General features: G+C 67.3%; 20 protein-coding genes. 2 read left to right on the plus strand and 18 right to left on the minus strand.

Annotated features, from left to right (window positions below; genetic code table 11):
- Nucleotides 1-116: 116 nt before the first annotated feature.
- From moaA to ACLFMY_RS05000, 4 genes are all read right to left on the minus strand, one after another.
- A complete protein-coding gene (gene moaA, locus ACLFMY_RS04985; protein ID WP_410763462.1) occupies nucleotides 117-1,103 on the minus strand; it encodes a GTP 3',8-cyclase MoaA in 987 nt (328 codons plus the stop codon).
- A 272-nt stretch (nucleotides 1,104-1,375) separates the two neighbouring features.
- Nucleotides 1,376-1,864 carry a cyclic pyranopterin monophosphate synthase MoaC gene (gene moaC / locus ACLFMY_RS04990; protein WP_410763463.1) on the minus strand — a complete coding sequence of 163 codons (489 nt, stop codon included), beginning with the start codon at nucleotides 1,862-1,864 and terminating at the stop codon, nucleotides 1,376-1,378.
- A complete protein-coding gene (gene glp / locus ACLFMY_RS04995; RefSeq protein WP_410763464.1) occupies nucleotides 1,861-3,057 on the minus strand; it encodes a gephyrin-like molybdotransferase Glp in 1,197 nt (398 codons plus the stop codon). Before glp ends, moaC begins: the two co-directional genes overlap by 4 nt.
- Before the next feature lie 12 nt (nucleotides 3,058-3,069).
- The gene (locus tag ACLFMY_RS05000) at nucleotides 3,070-3,540 is read right to left on the minus strand and encodes a molybdenum cofactor biosynthesis protein MoaE (protein WP_410763465.1); all 471 of its coding nucleotides are present in this window, start codon (nucleotides 3,538-3,540) and stop codon (nucleotides 3,070-3,072) included.
- Nucleotides 3,541-3,944: 404 nt separating this feature from the next.
- Between ACLFMY_RS05000 and soxC the strand changes: the two genes are divergently transcribed.
- Nucleotides 3,945-5,315 (plus strand): sulfite dehydrogenase, encoded by a 1,371-nt coding sequence (gene soxC, locus ACLFMY_RS05005; RefSeq protein WP_410763466.1) that lies wholly within the window; start codon nucleotides 3,945-3,947, stop codon nucleotides 5,313-5,315.
- Nucleotides 5,293-5,967: a c-type cytochrome gene (locus ACLFMY_RS05010; protein ID WP_410763467.1), complete on the plus strand. Its 675-nt coding sequence runs from the start codon at nucleotides 5,293-5,295 to the stop codon at nucleotides 5,965-5,967. Before soxC ends, ACLFMY_RS05010 begins: the two co-directional genes overlap by 23 nt.
- A gap of 222 nt (nucleotides 5,968-6,189) precedes the next feature.
- Here ACLFMY_RS05010 and thrC read toward each other — a convergent pair whose 3' ends face one another.
- The 14 genes from thrC to ACLFMY_RS05080 form a co-directional block, all read right to left on the minus strand.
- The gene (gene thrC, locus ACLFMY_RS05015; RefSeq protein WP_410763468.1) at nucleotides 6,190-7,356 is read right to left on the minus strand and encodes a threonine synthase; all 1,167 of its coding nucleotides are present in this window, start codon (nucleotides 7,354-7,356) and stop codon (nucleotides 6,190-6,192) included.
- Nucleotides 7,357-7,472: 116 nt separating this feature from the next.
- Nucleotides 7,473-8,240: an S-methyl-5'-thioinosine phosphorylase gene (locus tag ACLFMY_RS05020; RefSeq protein WP_410763469.1), complete on the minus strand. Its 768-nt coding sequence runs from the start codon at nucleotides 8,238-8,240 to the stop codon at nucleotides 7,473-7,475.
- A 33-nt stretch (nucleotides 8,241-8,273) separates the two neighbouring features.
- Nucleotides 8,274-8,873: a hypoxanthine-guanine phosphoribosyltransferase gene (locus tag ACLFMY_RS05025; protein WP_410763470.1), complete on the minus strand. Its 600-nt coding sequence runs from the start codon at nucleotides 8,871-8,873 to the stop codon at nucleotides 8,274-8,276.
- A 21-nt stretch (nucleotides 8,874-8,894) separates the two neighbouring features.
- Nucleotides 8,895-9,956 carry a beta-N-acetylhexosaminidase gene (gene nagZ, locus ACLFMY_RS05030; protein ID WP_410763471.1) on the minus strand — a complete coding sequence of 354 codons (1,062 nt, stop codon included), beginning with the start codon at nucleotides 9,954-9,956 and terminating at the stop codon, nucleotides 8,895-8,897.
- A 31-nt stretch (nucleotides 9,957-9,987) separates the two neighbouring features.
- On the minus strand, nucleotides 9,988-10,977 hold the full coding sequence (locus tag ACLFMY_RS05035; protein ID WP_410763472.1) for a PDC sensor domain-containing protein: 990 nt from the start codon (nucleotides 10,975-10,977) through the stop codon (nucleotides 9,988-9,990).
- A 313-nt stretch (nucleotides 10,978-11,290) separates the two neighbouring features.
- A complete protein-coding gene (locus tag ACLFMY_RS05040) occupies nucleotides 11,291-12,025 on the minus strand; it encodes a dienelactone hydrolase family protein (RefSeq protein WP_410763473.1) in 735 nt (244 codons plus the stop codon).
- Nucleotides 12,026-12,122: 97 nt separating this feature from the next.
- Nucleotides 12,123-12,821 (minus strand): electron transport complex subunit E, encoded by a 699-nt coding sequence (locus tag ACLFMY_RS05045; RefSeq protein WP_410763474.1) that lies wholly within the window; start codon nucleotides 12,819-12,821, stop codon nucleotides 12,123-12,125.
- Nucleotides 12,818-13,552 (minus strand): RnfABCDGE type electron transport complex subunit G, encoded by a 735-nt coding sequence (locus ACLFMY_RS05050; protein WP_410763476.1) that lies wholly within the window; start codon nucleotides 13,550-13,552, stop codon nucleotides 12,818-12,820. Before ACLFMY_RS05050 ends, ACLFMY_RS05045 begins: the two co-directional genes overlap by 4 nt.
- Nucleotides 13,549-14,604, minus strand: a complete 1,056-nt coding sequence (locus ACLFMY_RS05055; protein ID WP_410763477.1) for an RnfABCDGE type electron transport complex subunit D — start codon at nucleotides 14,602-14,604, stop codon at nucleotides 13,549-13,551. The genes ACLFMY_RS05050 and ACLFMY_RS05055 overlap by 4 nt, the downstream gene beginning before the upstream one ends.
- On the minus strand, nucleotides 14,601-16,316 hold the full coding sequence (rsxC, locus tag ACLFMY_RS05060; RefSeq protein WP_410763479.1) for an electron transport complex subunit RsxC: 1,716 nt from the start codon (nucleotides 16,314-16,316) through the stop codon (nucleotides 14,601-14,603). The genes ACLFMY_RS05055 and rsxC overlap by 4 nt, the downstream gene beginning before the upstream one ends.
- Nucleotides 16,309-16,899, minus strand: a complete 591-nt coding sequence (gene rsxB / locus ACLFMY_RS05065; RefSeq protein ID WP_410763480.1) for an electron transport complex subunit RsxB — start codon at nucleotides 16,897-16,899, stop codon at nucleotides 16,309-16,311. Before rsxB ends, rsxC begins: the two co-directional genes overlap by 8 nt.
- On the minus strand, nucleotides 16,899-17,480 hold the full coding sequence (gene rsxA, locus ACLFMY_RS05070) for an electron transport complex subunit RsxA (protein ID WP_372591842.1): 582 nt from the start codon (nucleotides 17,478-17,480) through the stop codon (nucleotides 16,899-16,901). The genes rsxB and rsxA overlap by 1 nt, the downstream gene beginning before the upstream one ends.
- A 186-nt stretch (nucleotides 17,481-17,666) precedes the next feature.
- A complete protein-coding gene (gene dnaQ / locus ACLFMY_RS05075; protein ID WP_410763482.1) occupies nucleotides 17,667-18,383 on the minus strand; it encodes a DNA polymerase III subunit epsilon in 717 nt (238 codons plus the stop codon).
- A 2-nt stretch (nucleotides 18,384-18,385) separates the two neighbouring features.
- Nucleotides 18,386-18,847 carry a YaiI/YqxD family protein gene (locus tag ACLFMY_RS05080; protein ID WP_410763481.1) on the minus strand — a complete coding sequence of 154 codons (462 nt, stop codon included), beginning with the start codon at nucleotides 18,845-18,847 and terminating at the stop codon, nucleotides 18,386-18,388.
- Nucleotides 18,848-18,992 lie beyond the last annotated feature (145 nt).

The following is an 18,992-nucleotide window of genomic DNA, read 5'->3' on the forward strand; positions in this document are numbered from 1 at the left end:
GGATAACGCGACCTTCGCCGTGCGGGCCCGTTCGTCGAGTGGCAGCGGATCGGGAACGAAAAACCGCCCGGCAGGCGGGCGGTCCAGGGAACGAGGGTAAAATGCGCCCGGCGGACTCAGCCGCCGGTCATCGACATGAAGCGGATGACCTTCTCGGGCTTCTCGGTGAACTCGTGGCGCTCGGGCTTGAGGGCGATGGCCTGGATCAGCGCTTCCTTGAGTTCGTCGTCGGGAATGCCCTTTCTCAGCAGCGGGCGGAAGGAGAAGCTCTCCTCCTGACCGAGGCACATGTACATGGTGCCGTCGCAGCCCAGTCGCACCCGGTTGCATGTCTCACAGAAATGCTCGGACATCGGGGTAATGAAACCGACCATGGTGTCGGTACCCGCCACCTGCAGGTAGCGGGCCGGGCCGGCACCGGTCACCGAATTGACCGCGGGGATCAGGCCGTACTTGGCCTTGAGGCGCTTCTTCACGTCCTGGAGGCTGACGTAGTGATCGATGGCGTCGCGGCCGGTCTCGCCCATCGGCATGGTCTCGATCATGCGCAGGGTGAAGCCGTTGTCGATGCAGTAGTCGAGCAGATCCTCGATGTCGTGCTCGTTGATGCCCTTCATCACCACCGCGTTGATCTTGATCGGCGAGAAACCGGCGGCCTTCGCGGCGGCCAGCCCGTCGAGGACCTTGTCCACCTTGCCCTTGGTGATGGACTTGAAGCGTTCGGGATCGAGCGTATCGAGGCTCACGTTGATGCGATCGGCACCCGCCGCCCGCAGCGACTCGGCCATCTTGTTCATGCGGGTGGCGTTGGTGGACAGGGACACGTCGCGGATGCCCGGCATGGCGCTGATCCCGCCGACGATGTCCTCGATGCCCTTGCGCACCAGCGGCTCGCCACCGGTGATCCGCACGTGGGACAGGCCCATGTCGGCCATGACGCCGACCAGCCGCTCGATCTCCCCGACCGTCAGCCAGTGCTCCGGCACCTCGAAGTCCTTGAAGCCCTCGGGCATGCAGTAGAAGCACCGCAGGTCGCAGCGGTCGGTCACGGACAGCCGCAGGTAGTTGATGGAGCGGCCAAATGGGTCGGTCAACTGCTGCATCGCGTTCGCCTTTGCCGGTTGAATGCCCCGGTCCGAGAGGCACCGTTTCGTTCGTCGATCACGAGGCCGTCCACGCGGTCGGCCTCGTCGGAATGAGGTGGCCCCGACCGGGTTCGAGGGGTCGGAATCGAACCCGGAGGGACCGGCTTTGCAGGAGTGAGTCACAGATGCGTCGTGTTCACTCGGACATAACGGTAATCACGACCACGGAAAAATGCAAGCGCTATGGCGACAAAAACCTAACGGCCTCCGGCCGGGCGGTCCGGCCGGGGTCAGCTGTCCGCCTCGACCCGCCAGTGACCGCTCTTGCCGCCGCGCTTTTCCAACAGGCGGGTCTGCTCGATCACCATGCCGCGATCCACCGCCTTGCACATGTCGTAGAGCGTCAGCGCGGCCACCGACGCGGCGGTAAGCGCCTCCATCTCCACGCCGGTCTGCCCGGTCACGCCGCACTCGGCGACGATGCGCACGGCGTTGCGCGCCGGCTCGGGCTCGAGATCCACCTTCACCCGCGTGAGCATCAGCGGATGGCACATGGGAATGAGGTCGCCGGTGCGCTTGGCCGCCATGATGCCGGCGATGCGCGCGGTGGCCAGCACGTCGCCCTTCTTGTGCCCCCCCGAGAGGATCAGCTCGAGGGTCTCCGGCTGCATGACGATGCGCGACTCGGCCACGGCAACCCGCTGGGTCTGCGCCTTGTCGCCGACGTCCACCATGCGGGCCTCGCCCTTCTCGTCGATGTGCGTGAGTTTCTGACTCATGGTCCCAGTTCCTTGAAGGCGATGAATTCGACCGGGTCGCCGGCAGCCAGCTCGACTCTCTCCGGAATCAGCGCGAGACCGTCTGCCCAGGCGAGCGAGCTCAGCAACCCGGAGTTCTGATCGGGATACGGCTCGAGCACGATCCGTCCCTCCCGCTGCACGCGACGCACCCGGATGTATTCCGGGCGGTCGCCGCCCTGTCGGGCCGTGGCCAGGGGCAACGGCTGGGTCGGCAGGCGGCCCGGATCGGACTGCCCGGAGGCCGTCTCCAGGGCGGTCCGCACGAACAGCAGGAAGGTCACGAAGGTGGAGACCGGGTTGCCCGGCAGACCCAGGAACGGCGTGCCCAGTACCTCGCCCACTGCCATCGGCTTGCCCGGCTTGAGGAACACCCGCCAGTGATCGATGCGTCCCAGCGCCTCGACCCCGGCGCGGACCAGGTCCGCCTCGCCCACCGACACGCCACCGGAGGTGACGATCAGATCCGCATCCGAGGCCTCGCGCAGGCGGGCATCGATGATGTCCCGCTCGTCCGGCAGACGCGCCCGGTAGACGATCTCCGCCCCGCTGGCGTGCAGCAGGGTCTCCAGCATCGGGCCGTTGGCATCGAAGATCTTGCCGGGGACGAAGGTCTCTCCCGGGGCCAGCAGTTCATCGCCGGTGGTCAGCAGCGCCACCCGAGGCCGGCGGGTGACGGTCACCTCGCCGATCCCGGTGCTGGCCACCAGGCCGATCATGGCCGGCCCGATCCGCGTACCCGCCGGCAGCAGGACCTCGCCCTTGCGGGTGTCGGCACCGGTCTGGCGCACGCCGGCACCGGCCGCCAATGCCTCGGTGCAACGGATGGCCTGGTCGCCGTCGGGCGCGGTCGACTCCTGGGCGATGACGGTATCGGCCCCCTCGGGCAACAGGGCGCCGGTAAAGATGCGCATCGCCGTGCCCGGGGCCAGCCGAGACGGCGGGTCGCCGGCGAACTGCCTCCCGGACACCACGAACCGCTCGCCGGCCGCCACGGGGGCCTTCATCGCGTAGCCGTCGAACAGGCTCAGGGGGGCGAAGGGCACGTCCCGCGGGGCGACGAGGGGCTCGCTCAGCACACGGCCGACCGCGTCGGCGAGCGAGACGGACGCGGTCTCCCCGATCACCGGAATCCGGCGGCGCAGGCGCTCGATCACACCACTGACGGGTTCCACGGCTCGGACCTCCTAGTCGAAATCGGCGAACCAGCGGCGCCGGGCCTGCTCGTCGCTCTCGCGCGCGTCGACCCAACGGCTGTGTCCCTCGGGGTCCACTTCCTTCTTCCAGAACGGCGCGTGGGTCTTCAGGTAGTCCATGATGAACGTGCAGGACTCCAGCGCGTCCCCACGGTGGGCACTGGCGACCGCCACGAGGACGATCTGGTCGGTCGGCCTGAGATGGCCGACGCGGTGAACGATGCTCACGCCCGCGAGAGGCCAACGGGAAATCGCCTCATCGGCGACCCGCTCGAGCGCCCGCTCGGTCATGCCCGGATAGTGCTCCAGCACCAGGTCGCTGACCGGCAGGTCGTCGTTGACGTCGCGCACGGTGCCGAGAAAGCTGGCGACCGCTCCCACGTGCGCGCAATGGGCGCGCAGTTCGGAAAGGGTGGCGCCGACGTCGAAGTCGGCCTCCTGGACTTGAATGGATCGGTACACGGCGGTGGCTCGGGGGGTCCGGACGGGATATTTCCGACAGACTATAACGGGATGACGGACGCGGGCCAAGCATCGGCCACGCTGTCCCGGCAATGTCCCCGCAGCGGCAAAAACCCACCTTGATACCCCATTAAATGTTCTGAACCGGGCTCGGTTGTTAATTAGCAGGTCCTGATGTAGATTGCTGCCGGTTCAATTTTTATTGATCTGCCCGGACAACGGCATGGCCCGCGTTCGAATTGACCCGGCGGGACAACCCATGAACAATAGCGGGCACAGTTGACGTCGGCAACATGCTGGCCTGTCCACAAAAGCGCGCCATCCGGTTGTCGGAGAACCGGATGGCACGGAATGGATCGAACACAAGTTGATCCGACCAATTGCCTACGATGCAGGAGTGAGCAATGTCAGAAACCACACTTGATAAGACGCCGCAGAGCGATGCCCGTGAGGGCATGGCTTCCAGCGATCGTCGCAAATTCCTCCGCAAGAGCGTCGCGCTGGCGGCTTCCGGTGCTGCTGCTGCAGCCGCCGGCAACGCCTACGGTGACGTCAAGCTGGAGACCGTGAAGGATCCGCTGGAAGATGGTCCGACCCGCAACGTTCTCGGCCGTGGCGTCGTGTCCGTTCCGTACGGCATGCCCTCGAAGTTCGAGAAGGACGTCAAGCGTCGCAACGTCAGCTGGCTGACCGCCGACACCGTCGCTTCGATCAGCTTCACCCCGTGGCAGGACCTGCACGGCATCATCACGCCGAACGGTCTGCACTTCGAGCGTCACCACGCCGGTGCCGTCGACGTCGACCCGTCGACCCACCAGCTGGTCATCCACGGCATGGTCGACAAGCCGATGGTCTTTACCGTCGACGACCTCAAGCGCATGCCGTCGCACACCGCCATCCACTTCCTCGAGTGCCCGGCCAACGGCGCAATGGAGTGGCGCGGCGTCCAGATGGACTCCATGCAGTTCACCCACGGCATGATGAGCTGCTCCGAGTGGACCGGTGTCAAGATCACCGACCTGATGGAGTACGTTGGTGTCGATCCGAAGTCGACCTGGTTCTACGCAGAAGGTACCGACGGTTCCGCCCTGCAGCGCTCCGTCCCGATGGAAGGCGCCAAGGACCAGTTCGGCGAGCCGATCCCGGCCGACCAGTGCGAGCTGTACAAGGACGCGATGATCGCCTACGCCCAGAACGGCGAGCCGCTGCGTCCGGAAAACGGCTACCCGATCCGTTTCCTGCTCCCGGGCTGCGAAGCGAACATGTCGATCAAGTGGCTGCGCCGCATCAAGTTCGTCGACAAGCCGCTGTCGACCTACCAGGAGACTCGTCACTACATCGAGCCGCTGCCGGATGGCACCATCCGCCAGTTCACCCTGGTCAACGAGGCCAACTCGGTCATCAACTACCCGTGCCCGGACTACCAGCTCAAGGGCAAGGGCGCCTACGAGATCCGGGGTATTGCCTGGTCGGGCCGCGGCAAGGTCAAGCACGTCGACGTTTCCGTCGATGGCGGCAAGACCTGGAAGGAGGCCGAACTGGTCGAGCCCGTACTGAGCAAGTGCGTGACCAAGTTCAAGCTTCCGTTCGAGTGGAAAGGCGACGAGCACCTGATCATGAGCCGCGTCACCGACGAGACCGGCTACGTGCAGCCGACCCTGAAGCAGCTGCGCAAGGTTCGTGGCTTCAACAGCATCTACCACAAGAACTCCATTCAGGCCTGGAAAATCGAGAAGTCCGGCGAGGTGAATAATGTCCAAATTGAAAACTTCTAAGTTCAGCCTGGGTCTCGCGGCCGGCGCCATGGCCCTGGGCCTGAGCGCCACCGGGGTGGCTGATGATCACGGCGACGCGTTCAAGGGCGTCGGCAAGAACATCACGGAAGACGCGGTGAAGCCTTGGGACATCAGTGTCTTCTACGATGGCGAGAACCTGCCCGAGGGTTCCGGCAGCGTGGCCGACGGTGAAGAGCCGTACCAGGCGCAGTGCGCCATGTGTCACGGCGACTTCGGCGAAGGCGCCGAGGGCTACCCGAAGATGGCCGGCGACCCGATGCCGGACTTCGTCGAGTCCCTCAAGCAGGGCCTGGACGGCGTGGGCAACCGTGGTGTGAACAACACCTGGGGTCACGCCCCGACGCTGTTCGACATGATCAAGCGTCACATGCCGTTCTACGCGCCGGGCACCATGGGGACCGACGAGTCCTACGCCGTCACCTGCTACGTGCTCAACCTGGCCGAAATCGTCGACTACGACTTCACCTGCTCCGACGAGAACCTGGCCGACGTCGAGATGCCGGCGGCTGACTACTACGTGACCGACACCCGTCCGGACACGAACAACGAGCGCTGCATGGAAGACTGCACGGACGAAGAGCCCGAGGTCGTCTACTCGGCTGTCGAGGGCGTGAGCGGCGACGACGACTGATCCCCGCACTCCCTGCTCCGCTGCAGAGAAACCAGCCCCGCCAACGCGGGGCTTTTTCGTGCCCGCTTACCGGCCGGCAATGCCTCCATCGATGTCCTCGGGGCGTGACGTGAAGGGCGGATACCGAGGACACGGACGCGGCAAGGCGGGTCACCGGGGCGAGGCCATGAAAAAGCCCCGCCGATTGGCGGGGCTTCCGGTTCCAACGAAGACCGGCCGTCGTTACTTCATGAAACCGAGGATCGCGTTGCGCACGGAATCGAGGTCCGCGTCGATGGTCACCATGGTGGCCTTCTCGACACCCGGCATGTCGCCGGTACACTGGGCGATGGCGGTGTCCGGATCCTTGAGCCCGTTGCCGGTCAGCGTCAGCACGATGCTCGACCCGTCCTGGATCTTGCCGGCCTCGAGATCCTTGATCAGGCCGGCCAGCGAGGCGGCCGAGGCCGGCTCGCAGAAGATGCCCTCGTGCTGCGTGAGCATGCGCTGGGCGGCGAGGATTTCCGCGTCGGTGACCTCCGCGAACCAGCCGCCGGACTCCTCCATCACCTTCCAGGCACGGTCCCAGCTCTGCGGGTGACCGATGCGGATGGCGGTGGCGACGGTATCCGGATCGTCGACCATCTCGCCGCGCATGAACGGTGCCGAGCCGGTGGCCTGGTAGCCGACCATCTTGGGCCGGTTGCCGCCCGAGCCGCCACCGGCGAACGGGCACTTGCCGTTGCAGTAGGCGCAGGACTCGGTCACGTGCTCGCCGGAGACGGCGGAGAACTCGCAGTAGCCGATCCAGTGGGCGGTGATGTTGCCCGCGTTACCCACCGGCAGGCAGTGGTAGTCCGGGGCACGACCCAGCTCCTCGACGATCTCGAAGGCCGCCGTCTTCTGGCCCTGGAGACGATAGGGGTTGACCGAGTTGACGATGGTCACCGGCGCCTCCTCGGCCACTTCCTTGACCAGGCGCATGCCGTCGTCGAAGTTGCCGCGGATCTGCAGGATGGTCGCGCCGTACATCATCGCCTGGGCCATCTTGCCCATGGCGATCTTGCCGTCGGGGATGATGACGAAGGCGGTGATGCCGGCACGCGCGGCATAGGCGGCAGCCGCCGCCGAGGTATTGCCGGTCGAGGCGCAGATGATGGCCTTGCTGCCCTCCTCCACCGCCTTGGTGACCGCCATGGTCATGCCGCGATCCTTGAACGAGCCGGTGGGGTTGAGGCCCTCGTACTTGACGTAGATGTCCACCGAGCGGCCCAGCACCTTCGGCAGGTTGTGCAGGCGAATCAGCGGGGTCGCACCCTCGCCGAGACTGATCAGCCGGGTGTCGTCGGAAAGCGGCAGGCGATCGCGATACCGGTCCAGCAGGCCGGTGTAGCGGCTTTGATGGGTCATGGAATTCTCACTTGATTGGCCCGGTCCACGGCCCGGCGGGGCCTGGCAGGGGGCAGGACGATGATTCTGACCGGTATTTTACCCTGCCTGCCCCCGGCTGTCAGGGGCGACCCGGTTCAGCCCGTGCGGCGCCAGAGCATCCGGCTTTCGTCGTTCAGGACGTGCTTGAGGATCTTGCGCACCTTGCCCATCGACCGGCCGAGCGTCCGGTCGATGTCTGCCAGGGAGACCACTTCGCCGTCATGGATGCCCGCGGCCCAGTTGGCGACCACGTTGAGGCTGGCATAGTCGATCTCCGCCTCGCGGGCGAGCACGGCCTCGGGCATGCCGGTCATCCCCACCACGTCGCAGCCGTCGCGCTGCAGGCGCCGGATCTCGGCTGCCGTCTCCAGGCGCGGGCCCTGCGTGGCGCCGTAGGTGCCGCCGTCGATCAGCTCCAGTCCGAGGGCCTGTCCCGCCGCGAGGAAGGCCTGGCGCAGCGTCTGGTCGTAGGGATAGGTGAAGTCCACGTGGGTGACCGAGTCCAGGTCCCCCTCGTAGAAGGTCGACGGCCGCCCCCAGGTGTAGTCGATCAGCTGGTCGGGCACGACCAGCGCCCCCGGGCCCATGTCCGGATGGATCCCCCCGACGGCGGCGACCGCCAGGATGCGACTCACGCCCATCTCCCGCAGCGCCCAGATGTTGGCGCGATAGTTCACCTGGTGCGGCGGGATGCGGTGGTTGTAGCCGTGACGCGGCAGGAACACCACGTCGCAGCCCTGCAATCGCCCGATGGTCAACGGCCCGGAGGGCTCCCCGAACGGCGTCGACACCATCTGGTGGCGCACATCCTCGATTCCCTCGATCTGCGACAGGCCCGTCCCGCCGATGATTGCCAGATGCACCTTCAGACCTCCCGTAGGTGGGTATTGCCCGGCTCAGCCTCCGTCGGGAAGCGCGTGGATGCCGGGCAGGTTGCGAAAGTAGCCATGGTAATCCATCCCCTCGCCGAAGATATAGCGGTCCGGCACCGCCACCCCGACGAAGTCCGCGACCAGGCCGGGCGTCTTGCGCTCATGCAGCTTGTCGGTCGCCACGGCGATCCAGACCCGTTTGGCGCCGGCGGCCAGGCACCATTCCCGGACGGTCTTCAGCGTGTGGCCCTCGTCGAGAATGTCATCGATCAGCAGCACGTCCCGGTCGACCAGTTCGACGTCGGGTTGCGCCAGCCACTTGAGCGCCCCGCCGGTCGTCGCGCCGCGGTAGCGCGTGGCATGGAGATAGGAAAGCTCGAGGGGGAAATCCAGTCGCGGCAGCAGTTGCCCGGCGCTGACCAGTCCGCCGTTCATCACCGCCAGCACCACCGGCAGGCTTCCGGCCAGCGCCGCGTTGATCTCGTCGCCGATACGATCGTAGGCGGCCTGCATCTCGCCAGGCGTCACCAGGCAGTCGCAACGTGCCAGCAGGGCGTGGAGTTCCGCCGAACGCTCCTGAAAGTCGACTTGGATGTCGGGGTGCTTGTCCCGCTGCTCTTGCATGCTCGTATCCTTGTTCGGACGTCAGGCCCGGTCGGGAAACAGGTCGGGCTCGTCGACACCAAGCCGCTCGATCCAGGTCAGTGCCTCGGCATAGCGCGGCGAGCGCTGCAGCCGCTGCTCCGAGGGGACCGGGCCGTGGCCGAACATCCGCGCCAATCGCGCCTCGCGCTGGGCACTGGGGGGGAGGCTGACCGACTTCTGCACCCGGTCGACCAGTTCGGGGTGGTTGCAGATCAGCGCCATGTCGACGCCGGCGGCCAGGCACCGCTCCACCCGCTGCTCGATCTCGCCGACCGCCGAGGCGGCCGCCATGGTCAGGTCGTCGCTGAACACCGCCCCTTCGTATCCCCACTGTCGGCGCAGGATCTCGCCGATCCAGACCGGGGAGAACCCGGCCGGCAACTCGTCGACTTCTGGGTAGATGACATGGGCGGCCATCAGTCCCGGTATCAGCCGCTCGGCGAGCGCCTTGAACGGCCTCAGGTCGGTCCGCTCGATGGTCGCGAACGGGCGGCGATCGACCGGGTGGGCAATGTGCGAATCGGCCGACACGGCCCCGTGGCCGGGGTAATGCTTGCCCACGGCCGCCATGCCCGCATCGCGCATCCCGCCGGTCCAGGCGATCGCCAGCGCGATGACCGCCTCGGGTCGCTCGTCGAAGGCACGATCTCCGATCACGCCGCTGATGCCGCGGTCGAGATCCAGCACCGGCGCGAAACTCAGGTCCACGCCCACCTCGCGCAACTGGACGGCCATCAGCCAGCCCAGCGACCGCGCGGCCTCCAGGCCGGCCTGGCGATCCTCGGCGAAGAGCCGGCCGATTCGTCCCATCGCCGGCAGGGGGACGAAGCCGTCACCCTTGAACCGCTGGACTCGCCCGCCCTCCTGGTCGACCGCGATCAGCAGGTGCGGGCGGCGCAGGGCGCGGATCTCGGAGATCAGCCCGGCCAGTTGCGCCCGGCTTTCGAAATGCCGCGCGAACAGGATCACTCCACCTACCGACGGATGGCTCAGGCGTCGTCGGTCGGCCGCCGTCATTTCCGGACCCGCGAGATCGATCATCAATGGTCCGAGTGCCGTCATCGGCTGGTCTCCGTCCCCGTCATGTGAAACCTCACGAACCGCGCCTCTCGCGCACGAACCGCATCCGTCGGCTGCGGCCATTGTTGCCCAGCAGTGCCTTCTCCGCCAGTGCACCCAGGTAGACGTACAGGCCGAGGGCCACCAGCAGCGCGGCCGCGGCGAACACCATCAGGGTGGCGGTGACCCCCTGCTCGGAGTAGCCCATGGAGACCTTGAACATCGTCAGCAGGCCCTCGATCAGGATGGCGACGAGGATCGCGGCGACAAAGCGGGTCATGGTACGCCGAACGGTACTGTGCCGATGGACGTCTTTTTCCATCAGCACCTCTTCCTCGAAGACCGTCTTGGCCAGGTCGAAGATCGCCATGGCCAGGGTGAGCACGACGATCACCTCGAACGGCTTGAGGCGCAGTTCGGCGGCCCAGCCGGGCTCCATCAGCGCGGTGACCAGTTCGCTCATGCTGCTGTAGAACAGCACGCCGGCCACCAGCAGCATCGCCGCGGCGAACAGGCCGTACAGGGCACGGAAGACCGGCTCGACCCGCCGGCGCATGGTGTCACCGAGCAGGAAGCTGATCATCGCCTCCAGGTCGACGTCGATGATCAGGTACCCCACCTTGCCGCCGTGCTCCAGCCGCAGGGTGGCCGAGATGCACAGGTCGCGGGAGGCGGCGGAGAGGTACGGCTCGGTCAGGTGGACGTGCTCGGTCTCCTCGACGAACCTGAAGTAGGGCCGCTGGCTGCGGTCCACGCCCCGGCCACGCCCGCCGGCGGGGTTGACCTGACCGGTCTCGTCGGCACCGTATTCCGCGATCTGCACACCGTCCTCGTCGAGCAGGTAGACCAGGTCGACGAAGGGGTACAGCTCGATCAGTCTCTCGGTCACGTCGCGCAGGGCGGCGGCATCGGTGAGCAGGCGCGGCTCGCCGATGCCCGTGATGATCGATTCGATCAGTTCGCGGATGGAGCGGGACTGCTCGTGGTAGCGGTCGATGGTGCTGATGTAGTTGGCCGAGTGCATGGGCTCTCTGAAATTCGTGGTGGTATCCGGGACAGTCTACCTGCCAAGACAGAAAAGAGGCGCCCGGAAGGCGCCCCAGAAAGGAGGAGTCAACATTGCCAGTCCGGGCTTGCCATCATCTGGATGCAGGCCAATGAAGCATGGCACCCCGGTAGCAGCGAGAACTATGCCAACCGTTTGTGACAAGCGCGTTGACACCGGCCGGCACGGCCCGGCAGGGCACATTCAAGGCAGGCTCGCGGGGGAAGTCGCCGTCCCGGGCCGACATCTCGCACCATCCGGGTGCCGAACGCCCTGCCCGGGTGCAGGGGCCTCAGCCCAGCCGGTCGCGGAAGAAGGCCAGGGTCTTCTCGAACGAGTCCCGGTCCGCCTGCGCGTCGTAGCTCAGGGGCAGGTCGAACTTTTGCGCCTTGTCGTCCGCGCCGGGGTTGGTGAAGGCGTGGCTCACGCCGGGGTAGACGGTCACCTCCACCCAGGCACCGGCCTCGCGCATCTCCGCGGCGATGCGCTCGACCTGGTCGACCGGGGCCATCGGGTCGTCCGCCCCGGAGAAGATCCAGGTGGGGGTATCGACCACGCCGGCGATCGGCGCCAGCCCCGAGGTGCCGGCATGGAAGGTCGCCAGCGCGTCGTGATGAATGCCCTGCCGTGCCATGCTCAGACCCACCGAACCGCCGAAGCAGTAGCCGATCGCCCCGAGACTCTCGGCATCCACGGCGTCGTGGCGCTTGATCGCCTCGATGGCCAGCCGGTAACGCGTCTTGAGCGCCTCGAAATCCGACAGCGCGGCATTCATCAGCTCGGTGGCCTCGCCGGCATCCTCGGTGACCCGGCCGTCCCCGTAGAGGTCGATGGCAAAGCCGACGTAGCCCGCCTCGGCCATGTCCCGGGCACGTTTCTCCATGTAGGCGGTACGTCCCCAGAACTCGGGTACCACCAGCACGGCCGGACGCGGCACTTTCACGTGGGGGTTGAAGGCCACCAGGCCCCGCAGGGTCCGGTCGTCCGAACGGTATTCGAGTTCCTCGGTCTTGATCTCTGCGGCCATCTGTCACTCCTTGGCTGTCACGCACCGCCGGCACGGCGGCGCGGGAAAACGGAACAGGGGGATTCTGGCAGGCCCGGCCGGGGATTGCAGGAACGGCTCAGCCGGTCGCCTCGACCGCCTCACCGCCTCGCGAGGCGCGGGCCGCCCTGGCACGCCGGGCCGCCCGCTGGTCGATACCCTGCTTGAAGGCCACCAGCAGGGCCAGGCCGATGAAGGCACCCGGCGGCATCAGCGCCAGCAGGAAGGTGGCCTGCTCGGGCAGCACGCGGATGCCCCAGTCCATCGCCACGGGCCCGAACAGCTGGTCGGCATCGGCCAGCAGAGTGCCGAAGCCGATGACCTCGCGCATCGCCCCCAGCGCCACCAGCACGAGGCCGAACCCGGCCCCCATGACGAAACCGTCGAACACGGAAAAGCCGAAGGCATTGCGCGAGGCGAAACCCTCGGCGCGGGCGATGATGATGCAGTTGGTCACGATCAGCGGGATGAAGATGCCCAGCGTGTTGTAGAGCGAGTGGAAGTGCGCGTTCATCACCAGCTCGATGATGGTCACTACCGAGGCAATCACCATCACGTAGACCGGCAGGCGCACTTCCGAGCGCACCCAGTCGCGGATCAGCGAGACCACCCCGTTGGCCACCACCAGGGTGACCAGCGTGGCGATCGCCAGGCCCAGGGCGTTGATGGTGGTGTTGGAGATGGCCAGCAGCGGGCAGAGGCCCAGCACCTGCACCAGGGCCGGATTGTTCTTCCAAAGACCGTCGACGGCCAGCTCGGAAAGTCGTGGATCGCTCATGAATCATCCTCCCCCGCCTGTTCGTCCACCGGGGAGCCGAACAGCACGGCGCGGTGCCGATCGACGTATTCCAGGGCGGTCTGCACCGCCTCCACGACGGCGCGCGGCGAGATCGTGGCCCCGGTGAACTGGTCGAACACGCCGCCGTCCTTCCTAACGGCCCAGCCATCCGGCGGCGGGTTGCCGAGACTACGCCCCGTGAAGCCCAGGATCCAGTCGGTCTTGTCCGCCTTGATCTTGTCGCCCAGCCCCGGCGTCTCGTTCTGCTCGAGCACCCGGACGCCCCTGACCTCTCCGCCGGCATCGACCCCCACCAGCAGGCGGATGTCACCGCTGTAGCCGCGGTGCGTGACCACCGGGATGGCCACGGCCACGATCTCGCCGTCGCGACGGGCGCGGAAGCCCAGCTGGCCGGATGCCATGGCCCGCTCGTAATCCTCGTCGGACGGCACGGAGGCCAGTTCCCCCGCAGGCGCCGTGTCGACCACGGGCTCACCCAGGTCGAGTGCCTCCGGGTCCGGCAGGACGAAGGCATCCTCGGCCGGGTTGTTGTCGTAGTCCTCGCCCGCGAGCACCTCCATGATCTGTCCGAGCAGCAGCGCCTCCCGGTTGATCTCGATCTGCTCGGCGGTCTTCTGCTGGGTATAGGCGACGAAACCGACGCCGAGAGCGAAGAAGGCCGCCAGCAGCACCGAGGTGATCACGATCTGGCGCACTTCGAGGTTGATCATGACTCGCCCGACCTCCCTGATGCCGCCGGCGACTTGCGGCCGAAGACGACCGGCTGGGTGTAGTAGTCGATCAGGGGCACGGCAAGATTCATCAGCAGGATCGCGAAGGCCACCCCGTCGGGATAGTTGCCGAAGCTGCGGATCAGGACGGCCAGCACGCCGATGCCGAAGCCGAACACCAGCCGGCCGCGGGGCGTGGTCGATGCGGTCACCGGGTCGGTGGCCACGAACAGGGCGCCGAAGATCACCCCGCCGGCCAGCAGGTGGAACCCCGGATCGGCGAACTGATCCGGGTCGATCGCCCACAGCAGCGCCGACGTCGCCAGCACGCCCGCGACCATGGCCACCGGGATATGCCAGCGGATCGCGCCGCGATAGAGCATCCACGCCCCCCCGGCGAGGAAGGCCAGGTTGAGCCACAGGGACCAGGACGAGTCCGGCGACCAGATCGAGGTTCCCAGCGATCCCACGCTGCCGCCATCGGTGATCACCATGCGCAGCTGATCGAGCGGCGTGGCCTGCGACAGCGCATCGAAGCCCGTGCCCGGGGGCAGCGCACCGAGGAAGGTCCAGGAGGCCGCCTCGGTCAGTGACAGGTCCGCCGCCCCGCCGCCGATCTCCGCCCCCCAGCGCGTCATCGCCTCGGGAAAGGAGACCAGCAGGACCACGTAGCCGACCATCGCGGGGTTGAACAGATTGTAGCCGATGCCGCCGTAGAGCTGCTTGGCGACCACGACCGCGAACAGGGCCCCGATCACCGGCAGCCACCAGGGCGCAAGGTTCGGCAGGCACAGGGCGAGGATCCAGCCGGTGATCAGCACCGAGCGGTCGGCAAGCGCCGGGCGGAACGGCCGGGCACGCAGCCACAGCATCAGGGCCTCGGCCAGCCAGGCGGTGCCGACCGCGAGCGCCACGTTGAACAGCACGCCCCAGCCGAGCAGCCAGATGGCCGCCACCGTGCCGGGCACCAGGGCCCAGAGCACGGTGGTCATGACCCCGGCGACGCTCGATTCGGCCTCGACGTGAGGCGATGTCTGCACGGGGAACTTCATGCGTCCTCTCCTGCTCCGGGCTTGCGGGCCGCCCCGTGGTCCGTGTCCGTTGCGGCCGGTTTTTCGTCCGTGGCCGGGTTGCGGGCACGCGCCTTGCGCACCCGGGCCCGTTCTCGCGCCGCCTCGATGCTCAGGCCGGCGGCGGCCTGCTGCCTCTCGCTTTCGCCCTCGCCCGGTTGTCCGGAACCGACCTGCCCGCCTTCCTCGCGCGCCTTCTTCTCCTGGGCGGCCTTGATCGCCGCGCGCTTTTTCGCCAGCGCCGCCTCGCGCTCGGCCTTCTGCCGCTCGATGCGCTCGTTGTGGAACTCGAAGCGGCGTCGGGCGTGCTCGGCTTTGGTCCGCTCGCGCTCGGCGTACCAGATCTCGGTCTTGGCGTGGCGGAAGTACTGCACCAGCGGGATATGCGACGGGCAGACCGCCGAGCAGACCCCGCACTCAATGCAGTCGAACAGGTGATAGTCCTGGCAGCGGTCGAACTGTTCGGCGCGCGAATACCAGTAGAGCTGCTGCGGCAGGAGGTCGGCCGGGCAGGCCTCGGCGCAGCGCGAGCAACGGATGCAGGGCTGCGGCGTCGGCGTCGGGTCGCGGTCGGCCGGGCGCAAGGCGAGCAGGCAGTTGGTCGCCTTGACCACGGGCACCTCGTCCTCGTGGAGGGCGAATCCCATCATCGGGCCGCCCATCAGCAGGCGGTCGACACCCTCGGTGTAGCCACCGGCCGCCTCGATCACCTTCGCCATGGGTGTGCCGATGCGCACGCGCAGGTTGCGAGGCCCCTTCACGCCCCCGCCGGCCACCGTCACGATCCGTTCGGTCAGCGCCCGGCCCTCGACCACGGCACGCCAGCAGTTGGCGGTGGTGCCGACGTTGAGGCAGAGCATGCGGTAGTCGGTGACGTGGCGCCCCCGCGGGATCTCGATCCCGGTGAGCGTGCGGATCAGCTGCTTCTCCCCGCCCGCGGGGTAGATCGTGGGCACGACCTTGATCTCGAAACGCCGCTCATTCTCTTCGGCGGCCAGCCGGTCGATGACCGCCTGCATGGCGGCGATGGCGCGCGGCTTGTTGTCCTCGATGCCGACCAGGCAGCGGGCCGCCCCCACGGCATGCAGGATCACCTGCGCACCGCGGAGGATCGTCTCGGGCTCCTCCTGCATCAGCCGGTCGTCGCAGGAGATGTAGGGCTCGCACTCCGCGCCGTTGAGCACCAGTGTCTCCACCCCGCCGGGGTTGGCGGTGGCCAGCTTGGCCGCGGTCGGGAACACGGCCCCGCCGAGCCCGACGATGCCGGCCTCGCGCAGCCGCGAGCGGATCTCCACCGGGTTCTTCTCGCGGTAGTCCGGCCAGGGCTCGAAGGGCTCGGCCTGGCGGTCCTCGCCGTCGGCCTCGAGGACGATGCTCTGTGCGGACAGACCGCCCGGATGGGGCAGCGCCCGCGGCTCGATCGCCCGGATCGTGCCCGAGGTCGGGGCGTGGATCGCCGCGGAAATGAAATCGTCCGGACGGGCCAGCAACTGGCCGCGGCGCACCCGGTCACCCGGCTCGACCACCGGGATGGCCGGCGCGCCAATGTGCATGTGCAGCGGCAGGACGTACTCGTCCACCAGCGGCATGTCGTCGACAGGACGATCACAGGCCGGGGCCTTGTGGCCCTCGATGTGCAGCCCGCCGTGGAACCCGAACAGCCCCTCGGAAACGGCCACCTTCGCCTCAGGCATTGGCCGGCTCCTCGGGGCGCAGGAGGAAATTACGCGTCACCACCGGATGGGCGGACTCGGGCAACGGGAAGCGGTAGGCCTCGACGCCTTCCTCGACGGGCACCATGTCGATGCAGTCCACCGGACAGGGCTCGACACAGAGCTCGCAGCCGGTGCATTCGTCCTCGATCACGGTATGCATCTGCTTGGCAGCACCGAGAATCGCGTCGACCGGGCAGGCCTGGATGCACTTGGTGCAGCCGATGCAGACCTCCTCGTCGATGACGGCCAGCTTCTTGACCTCCTGGACCTCCAGGTCGTCGTCAAGCGGCTTGACCTCGACGTCCAGGAGTTCGGCGAGGTTGCGGATGGTGGACTCCCCGCCCGGCGGGCAGCGGTTGATGTCCGCCTCGCCCTTCGCGATGGCCTCGGCATAGGGACGGCAGCCGGGATAGCCGCACTGGCCGCACTGGGTCTGCGGGAGCAACTCGTCGATCCGGTCGGCGAGCGGGTTGCCCTCGACGCGGAAGACCTGCGCGGCGATGCCCAGCAGCACCCCGAAGAGCACTGCCAGTCCCACGGCAAGAAGAATCGCCATCCACATCAGATCGTCACCATGCCGGCAAAGCCCATGAAACCCAGTGCCATCAGCCCGGCCGTGACCAGGGCGATCGGCACGCCTTCGAAGGCCGCCGGCACGTCGGCCGCGGCCAGGCGCTCACGCAGCGCCGAGAACAGGATCAGCACCATCGAGAAACCCACCGACGCCCCGAACCCGTACAGCGCCGAGGCGACGAAGCTGTTGGCCTCCTGCACGTTGAGCAGGGCGACGCCGAGCACCGCGCAGTTGGTGGTGATCAGCGGCAGGTAGATGCCCAGCACGTTGTGCAGCAGCGGGCTGGTCTTGCGCACCATCATCTCGGTGAAGTTGACCACCACGGCGATCACCACGATGAACGTGATCGTGCGCAGGTACTCCAACCCCAGCGGCACCAGCAGCCAGGCATGCGTGACATAGCTGGCGATCGCCGAGAGCGTGAGCACGAACGTCGTGGCCAGCGACATGCCGATGGCCGTCTCGACCTTGTTGGACACGCCGAGGAACGGACACAGGCCCAGGAACTTCACCAGCACGAAGTTGTTGACCAGGATGGTGCTGATCAGGATGAGTATGTATTCAGTCAAGGCCGCCTTCCGTTCCTGCTGAGATGGCTCCCGACCGGGGGCTCGCGATCAAGCCACCCCGGGACTGCCGGTAATCGGGGCGAATGGTAACAAGGAATGATGACAAGCCGCGAACCGGTATGTTCAATCATACCATTCGCCCGATTCCAACCGAACCGTGCCGAACGGCGGGGCTCCGGGGCGATTTCAGTCCGAGATGGACGACGTACCCGGCCAGCGGAAGGCCTCGTCGACCTTCCGCAGGCGTTCCACCCATGCCTCGTGGGCGGTCCGTTCGCCGTCGTCGGCGCCGAGCACCCGCAGCCGCGGGCGATCGACGGGAATGGTCCCCAGCGCCGCCTGGCCGGCGGTCGCCGTCTCCGCCGGGTTGTCGAAGGACAGGTCCCACTGCCCGCCGGTCAAGGCCAGATAGACGTCGGCCAGGATCTCCGAGTCGAGCAGGGCACCGTGGAGGGTGCGGTCGGAGTTGTCGATCTGGTAGCGCCGGCAGAGTGCGTCCAGGCTGTTGCGCTGACCGGGGTGCTTCTCGCGGGCGATGGCCAGCGAGTCGGTCACCCGATCGACGTGCTCGGTCAGGGGCGGGTAGCCGAGACGCTTGAGCTCGGCGTCGAGGAAGCCGACGTCGAACGCGGCGTTGTGGATGACCAGCTCCGCGCCGCGGACGTACTCGAGGAACTCGTCGGCCACCTCATTGAAACGCGGCTTGCTCTCGAGGAAGTCATTGGAGAGGCCGTGGACGGCGAAGGCCCCGGCATCCACCGCTCGCTCGGGGTTCAGGTACTGATGGTAGTTGTTGTGCGTCAGGCGCCGGTCGACCAGCTCCACCGCACCGATCTCGATCAGCCGGTGGCCTTCCTCGACGGGCATGCCCGTGGTCTCGGTATCCAGGACGATCTGTCGCAGTGTCATGCGTTTCTCTCGCGTTCGAATCGATTCAGCCAGCGCTCCAGCGCGGCGGCAAAGGCCTGCTTGTCCTTCGGCCCCAGCGGCGGCGGCCCGCCGGTGGCCACCCCGCTCTCGCGCAGGGTCTGCATGAACTCGCGCTGGACCTGCCGACCGCGGATGGACTCGTTGGAAAACGCCTCGCCGCGCGGGCCGATCACCGCCACGCCCTTGGCCAGCGCATCCGCGGCCAGCTCGATGTCCGCGGAGATCACCAGATCTCTGGGCTCGGCGGCCTCGACGATGGCATTGTCCGCGACATCGAAGCCCGGTGCCACCTGCATGAAGCGCACGCGCTTGGAGCGTGGCACGGCGATGGCGTGATTGGCCACCAGCACGACGTCCACGCCGACGCGGTCGGCGGCGCGGAAGAGCATCTGCTTGATGGGGACGGGGCAGGCGTCGGCGTCGACCCAGATGGTCATGGTTGTTTTCCGTGATTTTTTGAGTTGGGAAGTTTCGCACGCCGGATACCTGGTATCGAACCAGGAGTGATTCAGACGGAGTGGAACAGTTTCACGCGCCGTCCCTGTGGAGGGGCACGACCGGGCCGCCGTGCCCGGCGCGCGA

The organism is Guyparkeria sp., assembly GCF_046545975.1.
In the GTDB taxonomy this organism is placed as follows: Bacteria; Pseudomonadota; Gammaproteobacteria; order Halothiobacillales; family Halothiobacillaceae; genus Guyparkeria.